Source organism: uncultured Maribacter sp. (assembly GCF_947496775.1).
GTDB lineage: Bacteria > Bacteroidota > Bacteroidia > Flavobacteriales > Flavobacteriaceae > Maribacter_B.
In genome coordinates, this window is sequence record NZ_CANMDU010000005.1 from 173758 (window position 1) to 191851 (window position 18094).

20 protein-coding genes are annotated in these 18094 nt (G+C 32.4%); 8 read left to right on the top strand and 12 right to left on the bottom strand.

Annotated features, from left to right (window positions below):
* Position 1: 1 nt before the first annotated feature.
* Positions 2-2401, bottom strand: coding sequence for a glycoside hydrolase family 31 protein (locus Q0856_RS10225; RefSeq protein ID WP_298481046.1), 2400 nt, complete (start codon positions 2399-2401; stop codon positions 2-4).
* A 99-nt stretch (positions 2402-2500) separates the two neighbouring features.
* Positions 2501-4396: a 1,4-alpha-glucan branching protein GlgB gene (gene glgB, locus Q0856_RS10230; protein WP_298504690.1), complete on the bottom strand. Its 1896-nt coding sequence runs from the start codon at positions 4394-4396 to the stop codon at positions 2501-2503.
* 186 nt (positions 4397-4582) lie between these two features.
* Here glgB and Q0856_RS10235 point away from each other — a divergent pair, with 186 nt between their 5' ends.
* The 4 genes from Q0856_RS10235 to Q0856_RS10250 all read left to right on the top strand — a co-directional run bounded on the left by Q0856_RS10235 (position 4583) and on the right by Q0856_RS10250 (position 7808).
* On the top strand, positions 4583-5122 hold the full coding sequence (locus Q0856_RS10235; protein ID WP_298504693.1) for a collagen-like protein: 540 nt from the start codon (positions 4583-4585) through the stop codon (positions 5120-5122).
* A gap of 137 nt (positions 5123-5259) precedes the next feature.
* Complete coding sequence (gene msrB / locus Q0856_RS10240) at positions 5260-5745, top strand: peptide-methionine (R)-S-oxide reductase MsrB (protein WP_298504696.1); 486 nt, start codon at positions 5260-5262, stop codon at positions 5743-5745.
* Between the two features lie 302 nt (positions 5746-6047).
* Complete coding sequence (lpdA, locus tag Q0856_RS10245; RefSeq protein ID WP_298481038.1) at positions 6048-7439, top strand: dihydrolipoyl dehydrogenase; 1392 nt, start codon at positions 6048-6050, stop codon at positions 7437-7439.
* An 84-nt stretch (positions 7440-7523) separates the two neighbouring features.
* Positions 7524-7808: a DUF3817 domain-containing protein gene (locus Q0856_RS10250; protein ID WP_298504699.1), complete on the top strand. Its 285-nt coding sequence runs from the start codon at positions 7524-7526 to the stop codon at positions 7806-7808.
* Positions 7809-7817: 9 nt separating this feature from the next.
* Here the strand turns inward: Q0856_RS10250 and Q0856_RS10255 are convergent, their stop codons facing one another.
* From Q0856_RS10255 to Q0856_RS10275, 5 genes are all read right to left on the bottom strand, one after another.
* Positions 7818-8177: a GNAT family N-acetyltransferase gene (locus Q0856_RS10255; protein WP_366139608.1), complete on the bottom strand. Its 360-nt coding sequence runs from the start codon at positions 8175-8177 to the stop codon at positions 7818-7820.
* 311 nt (positions 8178-8488) lie between these two features.
* Positions 8489-9217 (bottom strand): diphthine--ammonia ligase, encoded by a 729-nt coding sequence (locus Q0856_RS10260; protein WP_298504702.1) that lies wholly within the window; start codon positions 9215-9217, stop codon positions 8489-8491.
* Positions 9218-9631, bottom strand: coding sequence for a type II 3-dehydroquinate dehydratase (gene aroQ / locus Q0856_RS10265; protein ID WP_298481033.1), 414 nt, complete (start codon positions 9629-9631; stop codon positions 9218-9220). It abuts the gene before it with no gap.
* Between the two features lie 80 nt (positions 9632-9711).
* Entirely contained in the window at positions 9712-10230 is a 519-nt protein-coding gene (locus tag Q0856_RS10270; protein ID WP_298481031.1) for a hypothetical protein, read from the bottom strand.
* Between the two features lie 180 nt (positions 10231-10410).
* A complete protein-coding gene (locus tag Q0856_RS10275; RefSeq protein ID WP_298504703.1) occupies positions 10411-11001 on the bottom strand; it encodes a porin family protein in 591 nt (196 codons plus the stop codon).
* A 164-nt stretch (positions 11002-11165) separates the two neighbouring features.
* On the opposite strand from Q0856_RS10275, the gene xerD reads away from it, so the two are divergent.
* A complete protein-coding gene (gene xerD, locus Q0856_RS10280; RefSeq protein ID WP_298481027.1) occupies positions 11166-12062 on the top strand; it encodes a site-specific tyrosine recombinase XerD in 897 nt (298 codons plus the stop codon).
* 3 nt (positions 12063-12065) lie between these two features.
* On the opposite strand, the gene Q0856_RS10285 is transcribed toward xerD, so the two are convergent.
* Together Q0856_RS10285 and Q0856_RS10290 are read right to left on the bottom strand one after the other, a co-directional pair.
* Positions 12066-12563, bottom strand: a complete 498-nt coding sequence (locus tag Q0856_RS10285; RefSeq protein ID WP_298504706.1) for a hypothetical protein — start codon at positions 12561-12563, stop codon at positions 12066-12068.
* A gap of 91 nt (positions 12564-12654) precedes the next feature.
* A complete protein-coding gene (locus Q0856_RS10290; protein WP_298504708.1) occupies positions 12655-13947 on the bottom strand; it encodes an NAD(P)/FAD-dependent oxidoreductase in 1293 nt (430 codons plus the stop codon).
* Between the two features lie 196 nt (positions 13948-14143).
* Between Q0856_RS10290 and Q0856_RS10295 the strand changes: the two genes are divergently transcribed.
* Together Q0856_RS10295 and Q0856_RS10300 are read left to right on the top strand one after the other, a co-directional pair.
* The gene (locus tag Q0856_RS10295) at positions 14144-14638 is read left to right on the top strand and encodes a sigma-70 family RNA polymerase sigma factor (protein WP_298481022.1); all 495 of its coding nucleotides are present in this window, start codon (positions 14144-14146) and stop codon (positions 14636-14638) included.
* Positions 14639-14642: 4 nt separating this feature from the next.
* Entirely contained in the window at positions 14643-15293 is a 651-nt protein-coding gene (locus tag Q0856_RS10300) for a hypothetical protein (RefSeq protein WP_298481020.1), read from the top strand.
* Here Q0856_RS10300 and Q0856_RS10305 read toward each other — a convergent pair.
* Positions 15290-16093, bottom strand: a complete 804-nt coding sequence (locus tag Q0856_RS10305) for a lysophospholipid acyltransferase family protein (RefSeq protein WP_298481018.1) — start codon at positions 16091-16093, stop codon at positions 15290-15292. The genes Q0856_RS10300 and Q0856_RS10305 overlap by 4 nt on opposite strands.
* A gap of 27 nt (positions 16094-16120) precedes the next feature.
* Positions 16121-16762 (bottom strand): CoA pyrophosphatase, encoded by a 642-nt coding sequence (locus Q0856_RS10310; protein ID WP_298481016.1) that lies wholly within the window; start codon positions 16760-16762, stop codon positions 16121-16123.
* On the opposite strand from Q0856_RS10310, the gene Q0856_RS10315 reads away from it, so the two are divergent.
* The gene (locus tag Q0856_RS10315; RefSeq protein ID WP_298481014.1) at positions 16761-17471 is read left to right on the top strand and encodes a peptidylprolyl isomerase; all 711 of its coding nucleotides are present in this window, start codon (positions 16761-16763) and stop codon (positions 17469-17471) included. The genes Q0856_RS10310 and Q0856_RS10315 overlap by 2 nt on opposite strands.
* 5 nt (positions 17472-17476) lie before the next feature.
* Here the strand turns inward: Q0856_RS10315 and Q0856_RS10320 are convergent, their stop codons facing one another.
* Positions 17477-18085 carry a trimeric intracellular cation channel family protein gene (locus Q0856_RS10320; RefSeq protein ID WP_298504710.1) on the bottom strand — a complete coding sequence of 203 codons (609 nt, stop codon included), beginning with the start codon at positions 18083-18085 and terminating at the stop codon, positions 17477-17479.
* Positions 18086-18094 lie beyond the last annotated feature (9 nt).

Consider the following 18094-nt stretch of genomic DNA (forward strand, 5'->3'; position numbering starts at 1 on the left):
ATTATTTTCCTTTAATATTCAGCCCTGTAAAATCTTTACTAACCTCAATAGTATTATCTCCATTAAGTTTTAAATCTTCTAAAGATACTTTCTCATTATCAATAAATACTTCTCCAATTTCAAACGGAATACCATGAAGTCTTATTTTCATTGTATTATATGGCGTTATAAAAGTCCCGTTTTTAAATTGCTGAATACTCAGTTGATTATCTTTCCCTACTAATTTAAAATTTCTTAGACTATATCTTCCCTTAGCATAGTCATACCCTTCTTGGGCATCTTCATACACGGTAGAGGTTTCTGTTCCATTTTTATAGTATACGTCTAATACAAGTTCCGTAATCTCTTTCTCTCCGACATACTGTTGCACAGGATACTTAGGAATAATTGCTCCTTCTTTAACAAATAAAGGTACTTTATCTATATCTGCAGCTACCCATTTCTCCATTCCACCATCAATAACTTCTTTATCCCAAAAATTATACCATTTCCCTCTAGGAATATACATTCGTCGACCTTTAGCATTAGGTTCTTGCACTGGGCAAACCAAAATATGCTCTCCAAAAATAAATTCATCGGTTCTAAAATGTGTTTGCGCATCTTCCTGATCAAAATAGGCCAATGATTTTAACATTGGTATTTTATCTTTAGAATACTTCCAAAACATGGTGTATAAATAGGGTAATAATTGATATCTTAATTCTATAAATGACCTTACTATATCTGTTACTTCCGCATCAAAAGACCAAGGCTCTTGATCTCCGTGATCACCACTTGAATGTACTCTACAGAAAGGATGAAAAACACCTAATTGGATCCACCTAATAAATAATTCGCCATTAGGCTGTTCTGCAAAACCACCAATATCTGACCCCACGAAAGACATACCACTTAAACACATACGTTGCATCTGAACATTTGCAATCCATAAATGCTCCCAAGTCGCTATATTATCCCCAGTCCAAGTAGACGCATACCTTTGCGTTCCTGAATATGCAGCTCTCGTAATCACAAAAGGTCTTTTAGGGTATACATATTTTTTCACCCCTTCGTAAGTAGCTCTAACCATTTGCATGCCATAAATATTATGAGCTTTTCTATGGCTACATGGATTCCCTTCATAGTCATGCCTCATATCTAAAGGGGCGGTTTTGGTAGGAACTTCCATTATTGCAGGCTCATTCATATCATTCCATATTGCATGAACACCTATATCGGACATCATTTCTTTATACAATTCTGCCCACCATTCTCTTACTTCTGGATTTGTAAAATCAGGGAAATTACATTTTCCTGGCCATACTTTTCCGTTCATGAAAGGTCCGTCTGCCCTTTTACAGAAGTAATCTTTTTCCATTGCCTCTTGATATACCCAATACTCTGGATCTACCTTAATTCCAGGATCAATCATAGCAACGGTTTTAAAACCGTCCTCTGCCAATTCAGAAATCATACGTTTAGGGTCAGGGAATTTGGTTTTATCCCAAGTAAAACACCTAAAACCATCCATGTAATCAATATCTAAATAAATAGCATCACAAGGTATTCTTAAATCTCTAAATTTCTTAGTTACTTCTTTAACATTACTTTCAGGAAAATAGCTCCATTTAGACTGATGGTACCCTAATGCCCACATTGGTGGTAGTTCAGGAGCTCCCGTTAAATCCGTATAACCACTAACTACTTTTTCCATATCTGGTCCATAGAAAAAATAATAATTCATTTCTCCTCCATCTGCCCAAAAGCTAGTAGTATTTCTTCTTTCGTGAGAAAAATCAAAAAAAGATTTAAAAGTATTATCAAAGAAAATACCGTAAGCTTTAGTCTTATGTAAACCAATGTAAAAAGGAATAGCTTTATATAGAGGATCTTGGTCTTTACCATAAGCGTATTGGTCTGTTACCCAATTATGCACTCGTTTTCCTTTTAAATTCGAGTGAGTAGCCTTATCTCCCATTCCATAAAAACTTTCTGAACCCTGAGTAATTTTACTCATTTTCACAGTGTTACCACCATGCTCATAGTTTTCCTCCCAATGAAAACCTATTTCATCTTCATTTATAATATTACCTTCTAGATCCGAAATCTGAGTACGCATAGATTTCTTATCTATAAGTATTTTTAATTTTTCTGTCTCTATGATATACTCCGTATCTTGCTCTCTTACCTCTAGTTTATTGTAACCTCTATTAGCATCCTCGCTAATTGCATATGAAAAATCTGGCTCAAAAATATAATCTGTAGCATATCTAAATCTTAATACACTATCTCTTAATACTGTAACTTGTAAAACTACACCATTCTCTGAGGTAAAATACACCTTATCAGTATCTTGTTCAAAAGACACTATTTGATTTGGATATAAATTCCCTCTATATTCTAACTCTGTATTTGTAATCATAATAATCTCTATTTAAAGCAAACAAAAAAAAGAATTTAACGTGTAATTATAAAGACTTATTACAACCTTTTATAAACTATAACGATTTAATCATTTTTTTTACTGAAAAATGACGATTCCTAAAGGAGGAATAGTAATTTCTATAGAATACTTATATCCGTGTAAATCTTTTTTTTCAATATTTATATTTTCATTAACCATACCACTTCCGCCGTACTTTTTAGCATCACTATTTAACACTTCTTTTAGCGTTTCGGATTTTGGCACTCCAACTCTGTAATTTTCTCTAGGCACTGGCGTAAAATTACAGGCAATAATTATATCATTCTCTACATCATGCCCTTTACGGATATACACTAAAATAGAATTCTCATGATCCCCATAATCTATCCATTGAAAACCTTCTGGACTAAATTGTTTTTCATACAAAGCAGGGTATTCTTTATAAAATTTATTTAAATCTTTTACAAAATTCTGTACTCCTGAATGCCCATCGTACTCTAATAAATGCCAATCTAAACTTTGTTGAAAGTTCCATTCTGAGGATTGCGCAAATTCACCACCCATAAAAACTAAATTAGCTCCTGGGTGCGTAAACATATAGCCAAATAATAGTCTAAGATTCGCAAATCGTTGCCAATCGTCTCCCGGCATACGATATAAAAGCGATTTTTTTCCATAAACAACTTCATCATGCGAAAAAGGCAACATAAAATTCTCTGTAAAAGCGTATGTCATACTAAAAGACAAATCGTTTTGATGATGTTTTCTATAAACGGGTTCCTTCTTAAAATACTCCAATGTATCATGCATCCATCCCATCATCCATTTCATTCCAAATCCTAATCCTCCATGGTTCACAGGTTTAGAAACTCCGGCAAAAGCAGTAGATTCTTCCGCTATAGTCTGCACTCCTTTGAAATTATTGTATACTTCCTGATTTAGTTCTTTAATAAAGGAAATGGCATCTAAATTTTCATTATTTCCATATATATTAGGCTCCCATTCGCCATCTTCTCTAGAATAATCTAGATACAACATAGATGCCACAGCGTCTACTCGTAATCCATCCACATGAAATTGATCTAGCCAAAAAATTGCATTACTTATTAAAAACGCTCGGACTTCGTTTCTTCCATAATTAAAAATTAAACTTTTCCAATCTGGGTGATATCCTTTTCTACGGTCTGGATGCTCATACAAATGAGAACCATCAAAAAAACCTAATCCATGAGCATCTTCTGGAAAATGAGAAGGTACCCAATCTAAAATTACACCTATATCATTCTGATGAAACACATCTACTAAGTATTTAAACTCTTCTGGTTTTCCAAATCTTGAAGTTGGAGCAAAATAACCTGTCAACTGATATCCCCAAGAAGGATCATAAGGATACTCCATTACAGGCATAAACTCTACATGAGTAAACCCCATTTCTTTTACATACCGCACTAAATCTATAGCAAGTTCCTTATAAGATAAAAATGTATTTTCGTTCCCTCTTTTCCAAGAACCTAAATGCACTTCGTAAACAGAATACGGTTTATCTAAACCATTTTTATCTTCTCTATATCCCATCCATTGGCTATCTTTCCAGCTATACGTCTCCTCCCAAACAACAGAGGCAGTATTTGGCGGGTGTTCACATAACCTAGCAAATGGGTCCGCTTTTTCCGTTATTATATCATTATTATGCGAATGAATTTTATACTTATACTTGGCACCTTGGCCTATTTTTGGAATAAAACCTTCCCATATACCACTACCGTCCCACCGAACATTTAATTTATGTTCTTCTGCATTCCAAAAATTAAAATCTCCAACAACAGACACTTCTTTTGCAGATGGCGCCCAAACAGCAAAGTAAACTCCTTTTACTCCGTCTACTTCTATAGTATGAGAACCTAGCTTTTCGTATAGCCGAAAATGTTTCCCCGCTTTAAAAAGGTTAATATCAAAATCAGTAAACAAACTATGAGAAATTACTAATGCCATAAACTGCAGTATTTATCGTAAAACTAATCAACTTTATACAAATAAAATAGAAATTAAAGTTATACTTAAGTACAGGGTTTTAATTTTATGTTAAAAGTATTTTGTTTAATAATGGAACGCTTTTTGTTGCCTTAAAATAACAATATTAAAAAAGAGGAGTTATTACAACAACATAAATATAGAATTATGAAAAAAATAGGAATAGTTTTAGGGATTTTTTTAAGTTTATTTATCATGGCATGTGAAGGTCCAAGAGGTCTTGACGGGTTCGATGGTAAAGATGGTGTTAATATTCTTGGAAAAGTAGTTGATGTTGAAGGTAGCTTTAATGCTTCCAACGATTATTCCATAATATATAACTTCCCTAATACTATAGAAGTTTTTGAAACCGATGTTGTACTTGTTTACATCCTTTGGGACCAAACCACAGATAGCAATGGAGAACCAGTTGATATCTGGAGACTACTCCCCCAAACCCGTATACTGGACCAAGGTATTCTACAATATAATTATGACCATACCTTTTCTGATGTTAGCATCTTTATGGAAGCCGATTTTAACATGAATACACTGACCACATCTGACACAGATAATCAAGTGTTTAGAATTGCATTTTTACCGGCTAACGAAGCACAAAGCTCTAAACTAAATACTTCCGATATTAAAGCAGTAATGCAAACTATAGGAACAACCAATACGGAGGTAGCAAAAATAAAGTTACAATAATCCTAAGTAAAAACTCAAGGCAAACCAAAAGACATTAATTATTTGTCTTTTCCATTTCACCGACGAGATGTCTTTATTTATTTTAACTTGTAAGGAATTTTTATAAAAATCGTCTACAAAATAAAAAAATAAGCGTCATGGTTAAAAATATATTGTTTGTTTTAAGTCTAATACTAATTAGTTGTCAAGGCATATCCCAAAAAACTACAGAAAAAGAAAATAAAGACGAGTACAAAATTAGTAAAACGGATAAGGAATGGCGTGCAGAACTAACCGATATGCAGTACTACATTTTGCGTAAAGCAGGTACAGAAACCGCTGGTTCTAGTGAATTGTTAGATAACAAGAAAGAAGGAACCTATGTTTGTGCTGCTTGCGAAACTCCTCTATTTAAAAGTAGCTATAAGTATGATTCTGGGTCAGGATGGCCAAGTTTTGATCGTGAAATAAAAGGTAATGTAGCTTTTGATGTAGACTACAAAATTGGTTATGAACGCACAGAGGAACATTGTGCTACTTGTGGTGGTCACTTAGGCCACGTCTTTAATGACGGACCACAAAAGACTACAGGAAAAAGACATTGTATTAACGGTGCCGCTTTAAAATTTATTCCAAACGAATAATTGTTTTCATATTTAAAGGAAAAACTACATTTTATGAATTTTTTAAAAAAACATTTTACTCGATAATCTAGATTTAAATGCTCTGAGACTTATTCTTAGCCAGTTTACAAAAATAATATTCGCATTGAAATCCACGCTATTCCCAAAAAGGGGAATCTAAAGCATTTAATGCTACTATATTCAATTCTTAAACTACAATTCATTTTGTACTAAATAGCACAGATTAATTTAAAATTGAGTTATATCTTTTCAGTTTGGTTTTGTACTTTTGCAATTCCAATTTTATATAAAAAGAAAGATATATGAGCACTTTTGATGTTATTGTTTTAGGTAGCGGACCTGGAGGTTACGTAGCTGCTATTAGAGCCTCTCAACTAGGGTTAAAAACAGCCATTATAGAAAAAGAGAATCTTGGTGGAATTTGTTTAAACTGGGGATGTATTCCTACTAAAGCTTTAATTAAATCTGCTCAAGTATTTGAATACCTTAAACATGCAAGTGATTACGGCCTTAAAGCAGATAACGTTGAAAAAGATTTTGATGCTGTTGTAAAACGTAGCCGTAATGTAGCAGACGGAATGAGCAAAGGTGTTCAATTCTTAATGAAAAAAAACAAAATTGAAGTAATCAATGGTTTTGGAAAATTAAAACCTGGTAAGAAAATTGATGTTAGCTCGGAAGATGGTTCTGTAAAGGAATACAGTGCTGAAAATATTATTATTGCGACAGGAGCTCGTAGTAGAGAACTTCCAAGTTTACCGCAAGATGGAAAAAAAATTATAGGATACAGACAAGCATTAAATCTCCCGGAACAACCAAAAGAAATGATTGTTGTTGGTAGTGGTGCTATTGGTGTTGAGTTTGCCTATTTCTATAACTCTATGGGAACCAACGTTACTGTAGTAGAATATTTACCGAACATTGTACCCGTAGAAGATGAAGATATTTCTAAACAACTTGGACGTAGCCTTAAAAAATCTGGCATTAAGGTTATGACCTCTGCAGAAGTTACTTCTGTAGATACTTCTGGGAATGGCGTAAAAGCTACTGTTAAAACAGCAAAAGGAGAACAAGTTTTAGAAGCAGATATAGTTCTTTCTGCTGTAGGTATTAAAACGAACATTGAAAATATAGGCTTAGAAGAAGTTGGTATCGCCACCGATAGAGACAAAATATTAGTAAACGATTATTACCAAACAAACATTCCAGGGTATTTTGCAATAGGCGATGTAACCCCTGGACAAGCTTTAGCACATGTTGCTTCTGCAGAAGGCATACTATGTGTAGAAAAAATAGCTGGAATGCATGTAGAGTCCTTAGATTATGGAAACATTCCTGGATGTACTTACTGTTCTCCAGAAATTGCGTCTGTTGGTTTAACAGAAAAAGCTGCCAAAGAAAAAGGATTAGATATTAAAGTTGGTAAATTCCCTTTCTCTGCAAGTGGAAAAGCAAAAGCATCTGGAACGCCAGAAGGTTTTGTTAAAGTTATTTTCGATGCTAAATACGGAGAATGGTTAGGCTGCCATATGATTGGTGCTGGAGTTACCGATATGATTGCAGAAGCGGTAGTTGCTCGTAAATTAGAAACCACAGGACACGAGATTCTAAAAGCTGTTCACCCGCATCCAACAATGAGTGAAGCTGTAATGGAAGCTGTTGCAGATGCCTACGATGAAGTAATTCATTTATAAAACACAATAAGAAATAAAAAATGTGACTTACTAGTAAGTCACATTTTTTATATACTCAATATTTGTTATAAATCACTTTAAATTATGCTAAAAATATTTAGACTTACGGCTATTCTCGAAGGTATATCCTATTTGCTTTTATTTGCCTTAACTATGCCCTTAAAATATTTAGCAGAAATTCCGCAACCAAACAAATATGTTGGTTACGCGCATGGGTTTTTATTTATAGCTTATGTAATTTTAGCAATAGTTTTTTGGTTTGAAAAAAAGTGGAGTATAAAACGTTTGTTAATTCTTTTAACTGCTTCTCTTCTTCCATTTGCTACTTTTTATGTAGATAAAAAATATTTAAAAAACGAGGGGAAATAAAGTTTGCTACTACAAAAAGGAGGTTCTTACCATTCTTTGATGTATAATTCCTGTCTTTTTAGATGCATATTCTTTTCCGTCTACCTTAAAGCCATATTTTTCATAAAACGCAATTGCAGTTTTGCGAGCACTTAATTCTATTACAGCAACTTCTTTTTCCTTACATTCTTGCAAAAGCTCTAATAAAATAAGTTTACCTATTCCTTTTTTCTGGTTAGGAAAATCAATTGCCATCTGAGAAATAATTGCTTTGGTATTTTCTATATTTAATCTACCTGTTCCTAATACCCGGTCTTGGTCATTAAGATATACTAAATGAGAACCTTTTTCCTCAAATGCATCATTTATTAAATCAGCGCTATTTTGCATTCCTTTAAAAAAGCATGCAATTCTAATTTCTACTGCATTGCTTATAGAATCTGTGATTTTTATCGATGTATATTAATTGATATTTCATTTTTTAGAGGTAAGTAGATAGTCACCTATATTATAGCTCAAATTTTGGGCAAATATCGGGGTGGAGTGAAATCGAAGTCTATTTAGAACTAACGAATAGTTCTCGACTCCGCTTGAACTGACAATGGTAATCCTTTTAAGGTACATAATTTTAATCCGTTGAAGGTTTTTGCTGTTTCGCATTTATTTGCCAACTTCTTTTATTTTTAATTAAATACCTACGCTTACTGTACCGAAACTAAATCGCAATACCAAAAAGAAGTATCCCAAGGTTCATTATCTTCCGTATAACAATTGTCTTTCTTATTTTTTGATGGTGTATAACTACGCAACACCTTCTCTCCTATTGTAAAATCTATGGGTTTTTTAAAGATTGGGCCATCAAAAACAAAGGTATGGAACTCTCCATTTTCTCCACATACATCCACATTTTCTGGCAAATCTTCTATAAAAGCCTCATCTATTATCCTTCCACAAAAAGACGCGTCTAGTAATTTTGCATTTACACAAACTGTAATTGCTTTATATCCTTTTTGCAAAAATTCCAACAAAAGCTTTTTCGTATTTTGTTTCCAAAGCGGAAAAACAGCCTTAACTCCTACTTCGGCTAATTTATCTTCTCTATATTTTTTTAAATCTTCCAAAAATATATCACCAAAAAAAGCATATTCGTAACCTGCTTTTAACAAGTTAGTCATTACTGTTTTCATTTGCGTATTATAAATAGCCATGCTAACATTACCACGCAATTCTATTTTCTCTAGTGGAATACCAATAGCTTCGGATTGCTTTTCTAACAAATCTACCGATAAGCCATGCATAGAAACCCTATTATAATCTGTATTAACAGTAGTTACTAATTTAGTAATATTATATTCTTTAGCGGACAAAGTTTTATCTAAAGCCAACATAGCATCTTTACCACTACTCCAATTAAAATATGCTTTTTTCAATTATAAGAAACTTTGAATAGCTAAATCATAACTCTGAAGACCAAAACCTAAAATTACTCCTTTGGCTCCCGAAGAAATATAAGAAACATGCCTAAAATCTTCTCTTTTATGTGTATTAGATATATGCACCTCTATCACAGGAGTCTCCACACCTTTAACTGCATCTCCTATACCCACAGATGTATGTGTATATGCCGCAGCATTCAAAACAATACCGTCATAAGAAAAACCAACTTCTTGTATTTTCCCAATAATTTCTCCTTCGATATTAGATTGATAATATTCCAATTCAATGGTCGGATATTTTTCTTCTAATTCTATAAAATATTCTTGAAAGGTTTTACTCCCGTAAACCTCGGGCTCACGTTTTCCTAATAAATTTAAATTAGGACCATTAAGTATTAAAATTTTCATGGCTTAAAAATACTAATAATTATGTCTTTATAAGAAGTAAAGTCTCCCCAATATTGGTTTACATTTAAAATGTTGAAAATTCAAAAAAGAAACAGATAAGACAACATAACAGAAGAAAACTGAACATCTCCATTAACAACAAAATAAGAAATATTAACCTCATTAGTACCATCTCTTAAATCCATTCCTAAGGAAGGTCTATAATACAACGCACCTTCATTTTCTTTGTCAATTCCCAAGGCATAACCTACATCACTACCAAATTTAAAACCAACATTTTTCCCAGGGTATATTCTTAAAGATGCTCCTAAAGGCACGTATTGACGATTTTCAAACCCTGCTTCGGTTTCACTTCCATCGGATATTTCTTCACTAAAGGCATTAAAAAAACCTGCAGTAACTCCTATATCTAAGGCTTTAGAAACACCCCAATGATGATACATATCTACGCCTAACCCAAAGCTATAAGCTTCAGAAAAATCACCTAATATTGCACCTCCGTTTATACCTGCTCTAAAATTTGTTCGGTCTACATTCCTTTGAGCACTAATTGCAAATGTTACAAAAGTGAATAATAAGATAAGTACATTTTTTCTCATGATTGGTTTAATTAAATTTAGTTAGTAACAAATTTAAAAGTATTGACCAACGCATAATCATTTTTGTTGTGAGCTTTACCATTAAAGTGGTAGAACTACATTCTATGTAGTTCTACCACTTTTTTAAAACAAAAAAAGCAGGAGAAAACCTCCTGCTTTATACCTATTTATTGCTTTTATTTATAAAAAGTATACTGCCGATACTTGAAATACTCTATTTTTAGAGTTTACATCTTTCAATGCATTTATGAAACCAGCATTAAATCTTAGTTGAAAATAAAAATTATCATCTAAACGATATCCTGCTCCAGCTGCCAACCCAAAGTCTATCGTATTAGTCTCGAAATTGGTTAATCCACTAAATTGATCTTCCGTATTTTCTCCCAACAAAACACCCAAATACGGTCCTGCTTCAATAGATAAATCTTCCCACACATTATATTTTGCCATAACAGGAACATTTACATACCAAAGGTTTAAATTTTCATTAGTAACATACCCACCTGTACCTTGTAAGGAAACTAAAGCTTCTGGTTGAATAATTATAGTATCGCTAAAAGGAATCTCTAAAACAACTCCTAAATGAACCCCAGGCTTAGAAGAATATGTCCCTAAATTTGTTGAACCACCCAGAGTTGCTAGATTTAAACCTCCCTTAACTCCAAATCTCATATCGCTAGAGCTTGATGATGTTCCTTGAATCACCTGCGCATTCATTTGTAAAAGTCCTAGACTAAAAAATGCTATTACTACATAAATACCTTTTTTCATTTTACTTGTGTTTATAGTTTTATTGATGGGTTCAAATTTACGCAATAATTACATTTGCTCTAACAGCTTTATTAAAATAAATAACCCACCTCCGCGCAAGACTAATCCTCTTTATTACAAATTACCAAATTTACATAAATAGACTTTAGTAGTATCTTTACGCTATGGTTTGGAAAAATGCCTTAGAAGATTATAAGCTTTACCTTAAATTAGAAAGAGGATTATCTCGTAACTCTATTGTTAACTATGCAAGAGACGTAGAAAAATTAATTCTTTTTTTAAAAACCAATGATTGCACCGAATCACCTTTAACGATTACTAAGAGCACTATACAACAATTTGTTTATGAAATTGCCAAAGTTGTAAACCCACGTTCACAGGCCAGAATAATTTCTGGATTGAAAAGTTTTTTTTTCTATTTGGTTTTCGAAGACTATAGACCTGATAATCCGTTAGAACTAATTGAATCTCCTAAAATTGGACGAAAATTACCAGATACTTTATCAGAAAAAGAAATAAACACCTTAATTGAAGCTATAGATTTAAGCAAACCTGAAGGAGAAAGGAATAGAGCTATTTTAGAAACCTTATATGGCTGCGGACTAAGGGTTTCAGAACTTGTAAACTTAAAAATATCTGATTTATATTTTAATGAAGATTTTATAAAAGTAACTGGAAAAGGAGACAAACAACGTTTTGTTCCTATTAGTAACATTAACAAGAAATATATAAACATTTACAAAAAAGAAATCCGAAATCATTTAAAAATTCAAAAAGGGTTTGAAGACACTTTATTTTTAAATAGAAGAGGTAAGCAATTAACCAGAGCTATGATATTTACTATCATAAAACAACTTGCAGAAAAAGTAAGCTTACAAAAAACAATTAGCCCACATACATTTCGGCATTCTTTCGCCACTCATTTATTAGAAAATGGAGCAGATTTACGTGCTATACAACAAATGCTTGGTCACGAAAGCATTACTACCACAGAAATTTACATGCACGTAGATCGTAGCCACCTAGCCGATGTCATGCAAAAATATCATCCCAGAAATTAAACTTTAAAATTTGTACTTCCCTGACAATGTAAATATTTTAGGTAAAGTATTTATTCCTTGGACATTTGTATTTATCTGCGTCTCTTGTTTAGCTTCCAAAAAAATACTTTCGCTTACATCCACACCAACTCCGTAAGAGTAGTTAAAAATCACTTCTTGGCTTTTCATTCCATATTTAGCCACCTCTTTTGCTAAACCTAAGCCCGAAAAAACATAAATCTTGTTGTCAACATACCTTTTTACTGTAAAATCAAACTTAGAAACATCAGACATTATATAAGTATTATAAAACCCTCGGAGTTCTAATTGTAATTGAGAATCTAATATATAATCTAAATCAAAATACGAGTGCGCATCTCCATTAGGAAGTGAAGGGTAAGACCAGCTATGCAGGCTTACTTTCTTTTCATTTTTCTTAGCAAATACACTAACCTCTTCTGTTTGCCCGTACGAAACTATACATGAAATAATAAAAAAAGAAAGACTCCAAAAACTCCTCATCTAATTGTTTAATAGTTGCTTAAATTTAAAGCAACCACCTACAACAAATAAACAATTTAACTACTTTAACAGGCTCTTAAGCATTAATTAACTAATCTTTGAACCTACTATAATCGCGATTATATGGCCTTATTATTAATCTAGCTTCGCGATCAAAACGAATATAATTATACACCCAATTTACAAATACAACTGCTCTATTTCTAAAACCTATCAAAAAGAAAAGATGCACAAACATCCATACAAACCATGCGAAAATTCCTTGAAATTTAAAGTTTTTAGTATCTGCAACCGCTTTATTTCTACCAACAGTGGCCATGCTTCCTTTGTCTTTGTACACAAATGGTTTTAAAGGTTTATTTTCTAATAAACGAACTAAATTTTCGCCTAAGTTTTTCCCTTGCTGAATTGCAGGTTGCGCCATCATAGGGTGCCCTCTTGGAATATCATCGCTTTGCATACAAGCAACATCGCCAATAGCAAAAATATCTGGGTGCTTTTCTATTTGATTATACTCATCAACACAAATACGCTTTCCGCCTACTATTAAATCCTCGGCATCTATACCTTTTATAGTTGCTCCCATTACTCCAGCTGCCCAGACCATGGTTGCAGCGTTAAAGGTTAGGTCGGTTTGTGTAGTTACTATTTTTCCGTCATAGCCTGTTACTCTAGTGTTTTTCCAAACATGCACCCCAAGTTCTTCTAAAAAGTCTTCTGCTTTCTTAGATGCTTTTTTACTCATCCCTGGCAAAATACGATCTCCACCTTGGAGTAAATTAATTTGTACTCTTCTGGTATCTAAATCTGGATAATCTTTAGGTAATACTCCCTTTTTTATTTCTGCTAAAGCCCCTGCTAGTTCCACTCCTGTAGGCCCTCCGCCTACTATTACAAAATTCATTAAAGCATCGCGCTCATGGAGAACATCTGTTAGTAAAGCCTGTTCAAAATTCTCTAGAATTAAACTCCTTAAATTTAAAGACTGAGGAATAGTCTTCATAGCCATCGCATTCTGTTGTATCTCCGAATTTCCAAAGAAATTAGTCTTTGAACCTGTTGCTATAACCAAATAATCATAGCACAAATCCCCAATATTAGTAGTAATACTCTTTTTATCCGGTATTACTTCTGTTACCTCTGCCAATCTGAAATAAAAATTAGGGTAATCTTTCAACACCTTACGAATAGGATAAGCTATAGAATCTGGCTCAAGACCTCCCGTAGAAACTTGATACAACAAAGGCTGAAAAGTGTGATAATTATGCTTATCTATAAGCACTACTTGTACTTCTTTTTTACTTAATTTTTGTGCCAGCGCTATACCGCCAAACCCACCACCAATTATTACAATCCTGGGAAAACTTGATTTTGGAATATTCATATAAAAAAGTATAAAACAAAATTACAAATTAACCCTCTAGAAAACCACAAGAATAACTGTTTTTCCTATATTTAACACACAGATATATTTACAATAGACTAAATTGTATTTCAACTCAAGAATTTATTTTTTTAATCGTTTTGTAACAAACGATATTAATTTACTACTAATACATTAACAACTACCAACCAAAAGAGTGAATAAAGAATTGGAACACCAATTTGTGACGGATTTACAGAGCAATCAGAATATTGTTCACAAAGTTTGTACTTTATATACAAATGATAAAGACTCTCACAATGACCTATTCCAAGAAATAACTATTCAACTATGGAAAGCCTATCCTAAATTTAGAGGAGAAGCCAAATTTAGTACATGGATGTATAGAGTTGCTTTAAACACTGCTATTACATTATATAGAAAATCTAAAAGAAGCATCCCTACTTTAGATTATGATTCTGTAATTTTTAAGATAAAAGCAGACGAATATGATGAAACAGAAGAAGAACAACTAAAGTTAATGTATAAGGCTATAAAACAGTTAGGAGACATAGACAAAGCATTAGTTTTTCTCTATTTAGAAGATAAAGATTATAGAGAAATATCTGAAACACTAGGTATTTCGGAAGTAAATGCAAGGGTTAAAATGAATAGAGTAAAAACCAAATTAAGAACCATATTGAACCCCTAAGGAGATGATGGACGAATTGGAATTATTAAAAAAAGATTGGCAAAAGAAGGATAACCACATCCCTCAATTGTCTTACAGTGATATTCATAAAATGACATGGAAAAAATCTTCTTCTATTGTTAAGTGGATTTTAATTATTAGTATTTTAGAATTTACATTACCACACCTATTATATCTTATTCCTTCCTTTCAAGAGAATATGAATATTTATGAAACTATAGGTATTAAGAAATATTTCCATGCTGTTACGTTAATACAATATCTAGTTGTATTTTACTTTATATATCAATTTTATAAGCGCTATAAAGAAATTTCTGTCTTAGAGAATGCAAAAATATTAATGCAAAAAATCATTAAAACGAGAAAAACCGTAAAAAACTATGTAATTTTTTCTCTTTCTATGATTTTATTTACTGTTCTATTATTAATTATTGGCATTTATTTAAATGATGACTTTGCTAATTCTATTTCTGAATTGAATAACAAAGCTACAGATATGTCTCCCGAGAAGCTTAAAATAGCATTAATGATAGGAATTGGAGCTTTTGGAATATTACTTACATTATTTATGGGAGCTATATACTTTTTACTCTATGGTAGATTATTGAGAAAGTTAAATAATAATTATCGAAAACTTAAAGAACTCGAAATTTAAACTCTGAACTTTCTTTGTTTATTTTCTTCTTCCATTGCCAGTAAATCCTTTTTAGAAATTACCTTTAAAAAAGAAGGATGTTGCTCAATAGCATATTCTAACTTTTCTATAATAGAGTCGAAAGATTCATTTTCATAATCAATATCTAGAGGTTCTTTAATAACCATAGATTGCAAAATACCTTTCTTTTTTATACGTAACCCTTTTTTATCAAAAGACCTTCTAAAACCATCTATTACCACTGGTACTACTATAGGCTTGTATTTTTTTATAATATGTGATGTTCCCTTACGCAAAGGTTTCCATGGCGTAGTAGTACCTTGCGGAAAGGTAATTACCCAGCCATCATCTAAAGCTTTACCTATACTAGATATATCGCTCATTTTAACTTGGCGTTTTACATCTTTCCCTTCGGACCTCCATGTGCGTTCTACACTAATAGAACCAGCATAAGCGAAAACTTTTGTCATCAAATTTTTCTTCATGGTTTCTGCCGCAGCTATATAATACATATTTAACTTAGGTTTCCATATATAACCCAAGTTTTTAATAGTGTTTTCCCTACCACTTAAACTAGCATTAAATACATGAAACATAGCAACAACATCTGCAAAATAAGTCTGATGATTACTTACAAACAACACATTTCTATCTGGAAGATTCCTTATTATGTCTGACCCCTCTATCTCTAGCTTATTAAAACGCTTATACCTTTGATGGGTAATTAGCGCCATAATACGGATTAACCATTTTTTAATAAACAAAATATGTCCAAAAGGATTTCTCTTAAATAAAGCCATAGAAAACAAAATTACAAAAATATGCCCTTACAACACTTGTTTTACTAGCTCTTTAATCTCACTAAGCATCATTGCTGTTGCCCCCCAAACGAGATAACCATTTAATTTAAAGGCCGGTACCTCTATATTATTAGAATAAGAAGTAGAAAGTTCTTCAGTAACTACCATATCCTCATTTAGAAAATCTGTAAGAGAAACCTCTATTATTTCTTCAACCTCATCTTCCTGCTTAACAAAAAGTTCGGGTTCTTCAAGCAAACCAATAAATGGAGATACTAAAAAATTACTAGGAGGAATATAAACTTCAGTAATAGATTTAATGACATTAATCTTCTCAATAGAAACACCAACCTCTTCATTGGTTTCCCTAAGTGCAGTTTCTAAAATATTTGCATCTTCCCTTTCTGCTTTGCCCCCTGGCAATGCTATTTGATTAGAGTGCACCCCTTTATATGTTTTTCTAAGTATTAATAATAAATTTGTTTTATTCTCAGAGTTCGGGTAAAACAAAGCCATAACACCAGCCTTTCTCGATGATTGTATGTGTTTTTCGCTCTTCTCTAACTCCAATTTTCTTGCAGCCGGAATCATTTTATAATGCGAAGATTCTCCCGGTAGAGACAGATTTTTTATTTTTGGTATCTGTTTTCTAAAAAAACTATAGTCCATGCTGTTTCATAAAATTTCTACTACTATAATATTACTGCTTTTTTTAGTGGCATGCAAAGAAGAATCTAAGAGCAACATAAAAAAAGAATCTAAAAAAATAAATGTTGTAGATTCCGTTTTAACTGATTCTTCTAAAATTAAAAAAACGAAAGAAAAGTTTGAACTCACTGAAGAAAACGCAATTGATTTTTTCTTTAATTACAGTAAGGAATTAAAAGCTAACAAAGTAAAATTAACAACTTCTTTAGGCAGTTTTACTATACAATTATACGACAATGTTCCTTATCATAAAGCCAACTTTATTTACCTTACCAGAAAAGGGTATTTTGATAATACGCAATTTCATAGAGTAGTTAAAAACTTTATTATTCAAGGAGGAAATTCAGATAATAGAGCTACTTCTAAAAAAAGAAGCGAAATAGGCCGATATTTACTACCCCCCGATACTAGAAAAGGACACAAACACCATCGAGGAACAGTTTCCATGCCAAGTAGCGAGATTAATAACCCGCACATGCTTGCCTCTCCTTTTGAGTTTTTTATTGTAGTTACCAAACCAGGGTCTTATCATTTAGACGGAGAGTATACTCCCTTTGGAAAAATCATTCAAGGAATGGATATTGTAGATAAAATAAATAGCCAAGACGTTGGTAAAGGCGATTGGCCATCCATCAATATTTATATTAAAAAAGCGGAGGTAATAGAATAAATTCTCTACCTAGTTTTATATATATTAGGTAATGTAATATTATATTTTACCGCTATTATTCTTAACGTAATTATAGAGATTATAGCAAACATAAACACGTAGTCCGGTTTAATGGGAGTTAGCGATAATAAAAAATAAATACCTCCCCCAAGAATACATACCGTAGCATAAACTTCCTTTCTGAATATTACAGGAATTTCGTTACACAAAATATCTCTAATTACACCACCAAAACAAGCTGTAATAGTCCCTAATACAACACACATAATTGGCACCAAATTGGCAGAAATTCCTTTTTCTATACCAATTAAAGTATAAAACCCTATTCCAATAGTATCAAACAAAAAAAGAGATTTTCTTAAATATTTTAACTTATTTACAAAAATAATTGCAAAAACAACTGTAATAGCTATAATTACCATGTAAACCGGCTCTTTTATCCAAGTTACAGGAACATTACCAATTAAAACATCTCGTAAAGTTCCTCCGCCAACAGCGGTTACAAAAGCAATAATAAAGACTCCAAATAAGTCTAATTTTTTTTCCATGGCAACCAAAACACCAGAAATAGCAAAAGCTATTGTTCCTAATATATCTATGACGAAATAAAACATAGCGTAAAA

What these genes read in the sequence shown, in the direction of transcription:
- Q0856_RS10225 (WP_298481046.1), bottom strand. Translation starts at nt 2,401, where the DNA reads ATGATTACAAATACAGAGTTAGAATATAGAGGGAATTTATATCCAAAT.
- glgB (WP_298504690.1), bottom strand. Translation starts at nt 4,396, where the DNA reads ATGGCATTAGTAATTTCTCATAGTTTGTTTACTGATTTTGATATTAAC.
- Q0856_RS10235 (WP_298504693.1), top strand. Translation starts at nt 4,583, where the DNA reads ATGAAAAAAATAGGAATAGTTTTAGGGATTTTTTTAAGTTTATTTATC.
- msrB (WP_298504696.1), top strand. Translation starts at nt 5,260, where the DNA reads ATGGTTAAAAATATATTGTTTGTTTTAAGTCTAATACTAATTAGTTGT.
- lpdA (WP_298481038.1), top strand. Translation starts at nt 6,048, where the DNA reads ATGAGCACTTTTGATGTTATTGTTTTAGGTAGCGGACCTGGAGGTTAC.
- Q0856_RS10250 (WP_298504699.1), top strand. Translation starts at nt 7,524, where the DNA reads ATGCTAAAAATATTTAGACTTACGGCTATTCTCGAAGGTATATCCTAT.
- Q0856_RS10255 (WP_366139608.1), bottom strand. Translation starts at nt 8,177, where the DNA reads ATGCAAAATAGCGCTGATTTAATAAATGATGCATTTGAGGAAAAAGGT.
- aroQ (WP_298481033.1), bottom strand. Translation starts at nt 9,631, where the DNA reads ATGAAAATTTTAATACTTAATGGTCCTAATTTAAATTTATTAGGAAAA.
- Q0856_RS10270 (WP_298481031.1), bottom strand. Translation starts at nt 10,230, where the DNA reads ATGAGAAAAAATGTACTTATCTTATTATTCACTTTTGTAACATTTGCA.
- Q0856_RS10275 (WP_298504703.1), bottom strand. Translation starts at nt 11,001, where the DNA reads ATGAAAAAAGGTATTTATGTAGTAATAGCATTTTTTAGTCTAGGACTT.
- xerD (WP_298481027.1), top strand. Translation starts at nt 11,166, where the DNA reads ATGGTTTGGAAAAATGCCTTAGAAGATTATAAGCTTTACCTTAAATTA.
- Q0856_RS10285 (WP_298504706.1), bottom strand. Translation starts at nt 12,563, where the DNA reads ATGAGGAGTTTTTGGAGTCTTTCTTTTTTTATTATTTCATGTATAGTT.
- Q0856_RS10290 (WP_298504708.1), bottom strand. Translation starts at nt 13,947, where the DNA reads ATGAATATTCCAAAATCAAGTTTTCCCAGGATTGTAATAATTGGTGGT.
- Q0856_RS10300 (WP_298481020.1), top strand. Translation starts at nt 14,643, where the DNA reads ATGATGGACGAATTGGAATTATTAAAAAAAGATTGGCAAAAGAAGGAT.
- Q0856_RS10305 (WP_298481018.1), bottom strand. Translation starts at nt 16,093, where the DNA reads ATGGCTTTATTTAAGAGAAATCCTTTTGGACATATTTTGTTTATTAAA.
- Q0856_RS10315 (WP_298481014.1), top strand. Translation starts at nt 16,761, where the DNA reads ATGCTGTTTCATAAAATTTCTACTACTATAATATTACTGCTTTTTTTA.
- Q0856_RS10310 (WP_298481016.1), bottom strand. Translation starts at nt 16,762, where the DNA reads ATGGACTATAGTTTTTTTAGAAAACAGATACCAAAAATAAAAAATCTG.
- Q0856_RS10320 (WP_298504710.1), bottom strand. Translation starts at nt 18,085, where the DNA reads ATGTTTTATTTCGTCATAGATATATTAGGAACAATAGCTTTTGCTATT.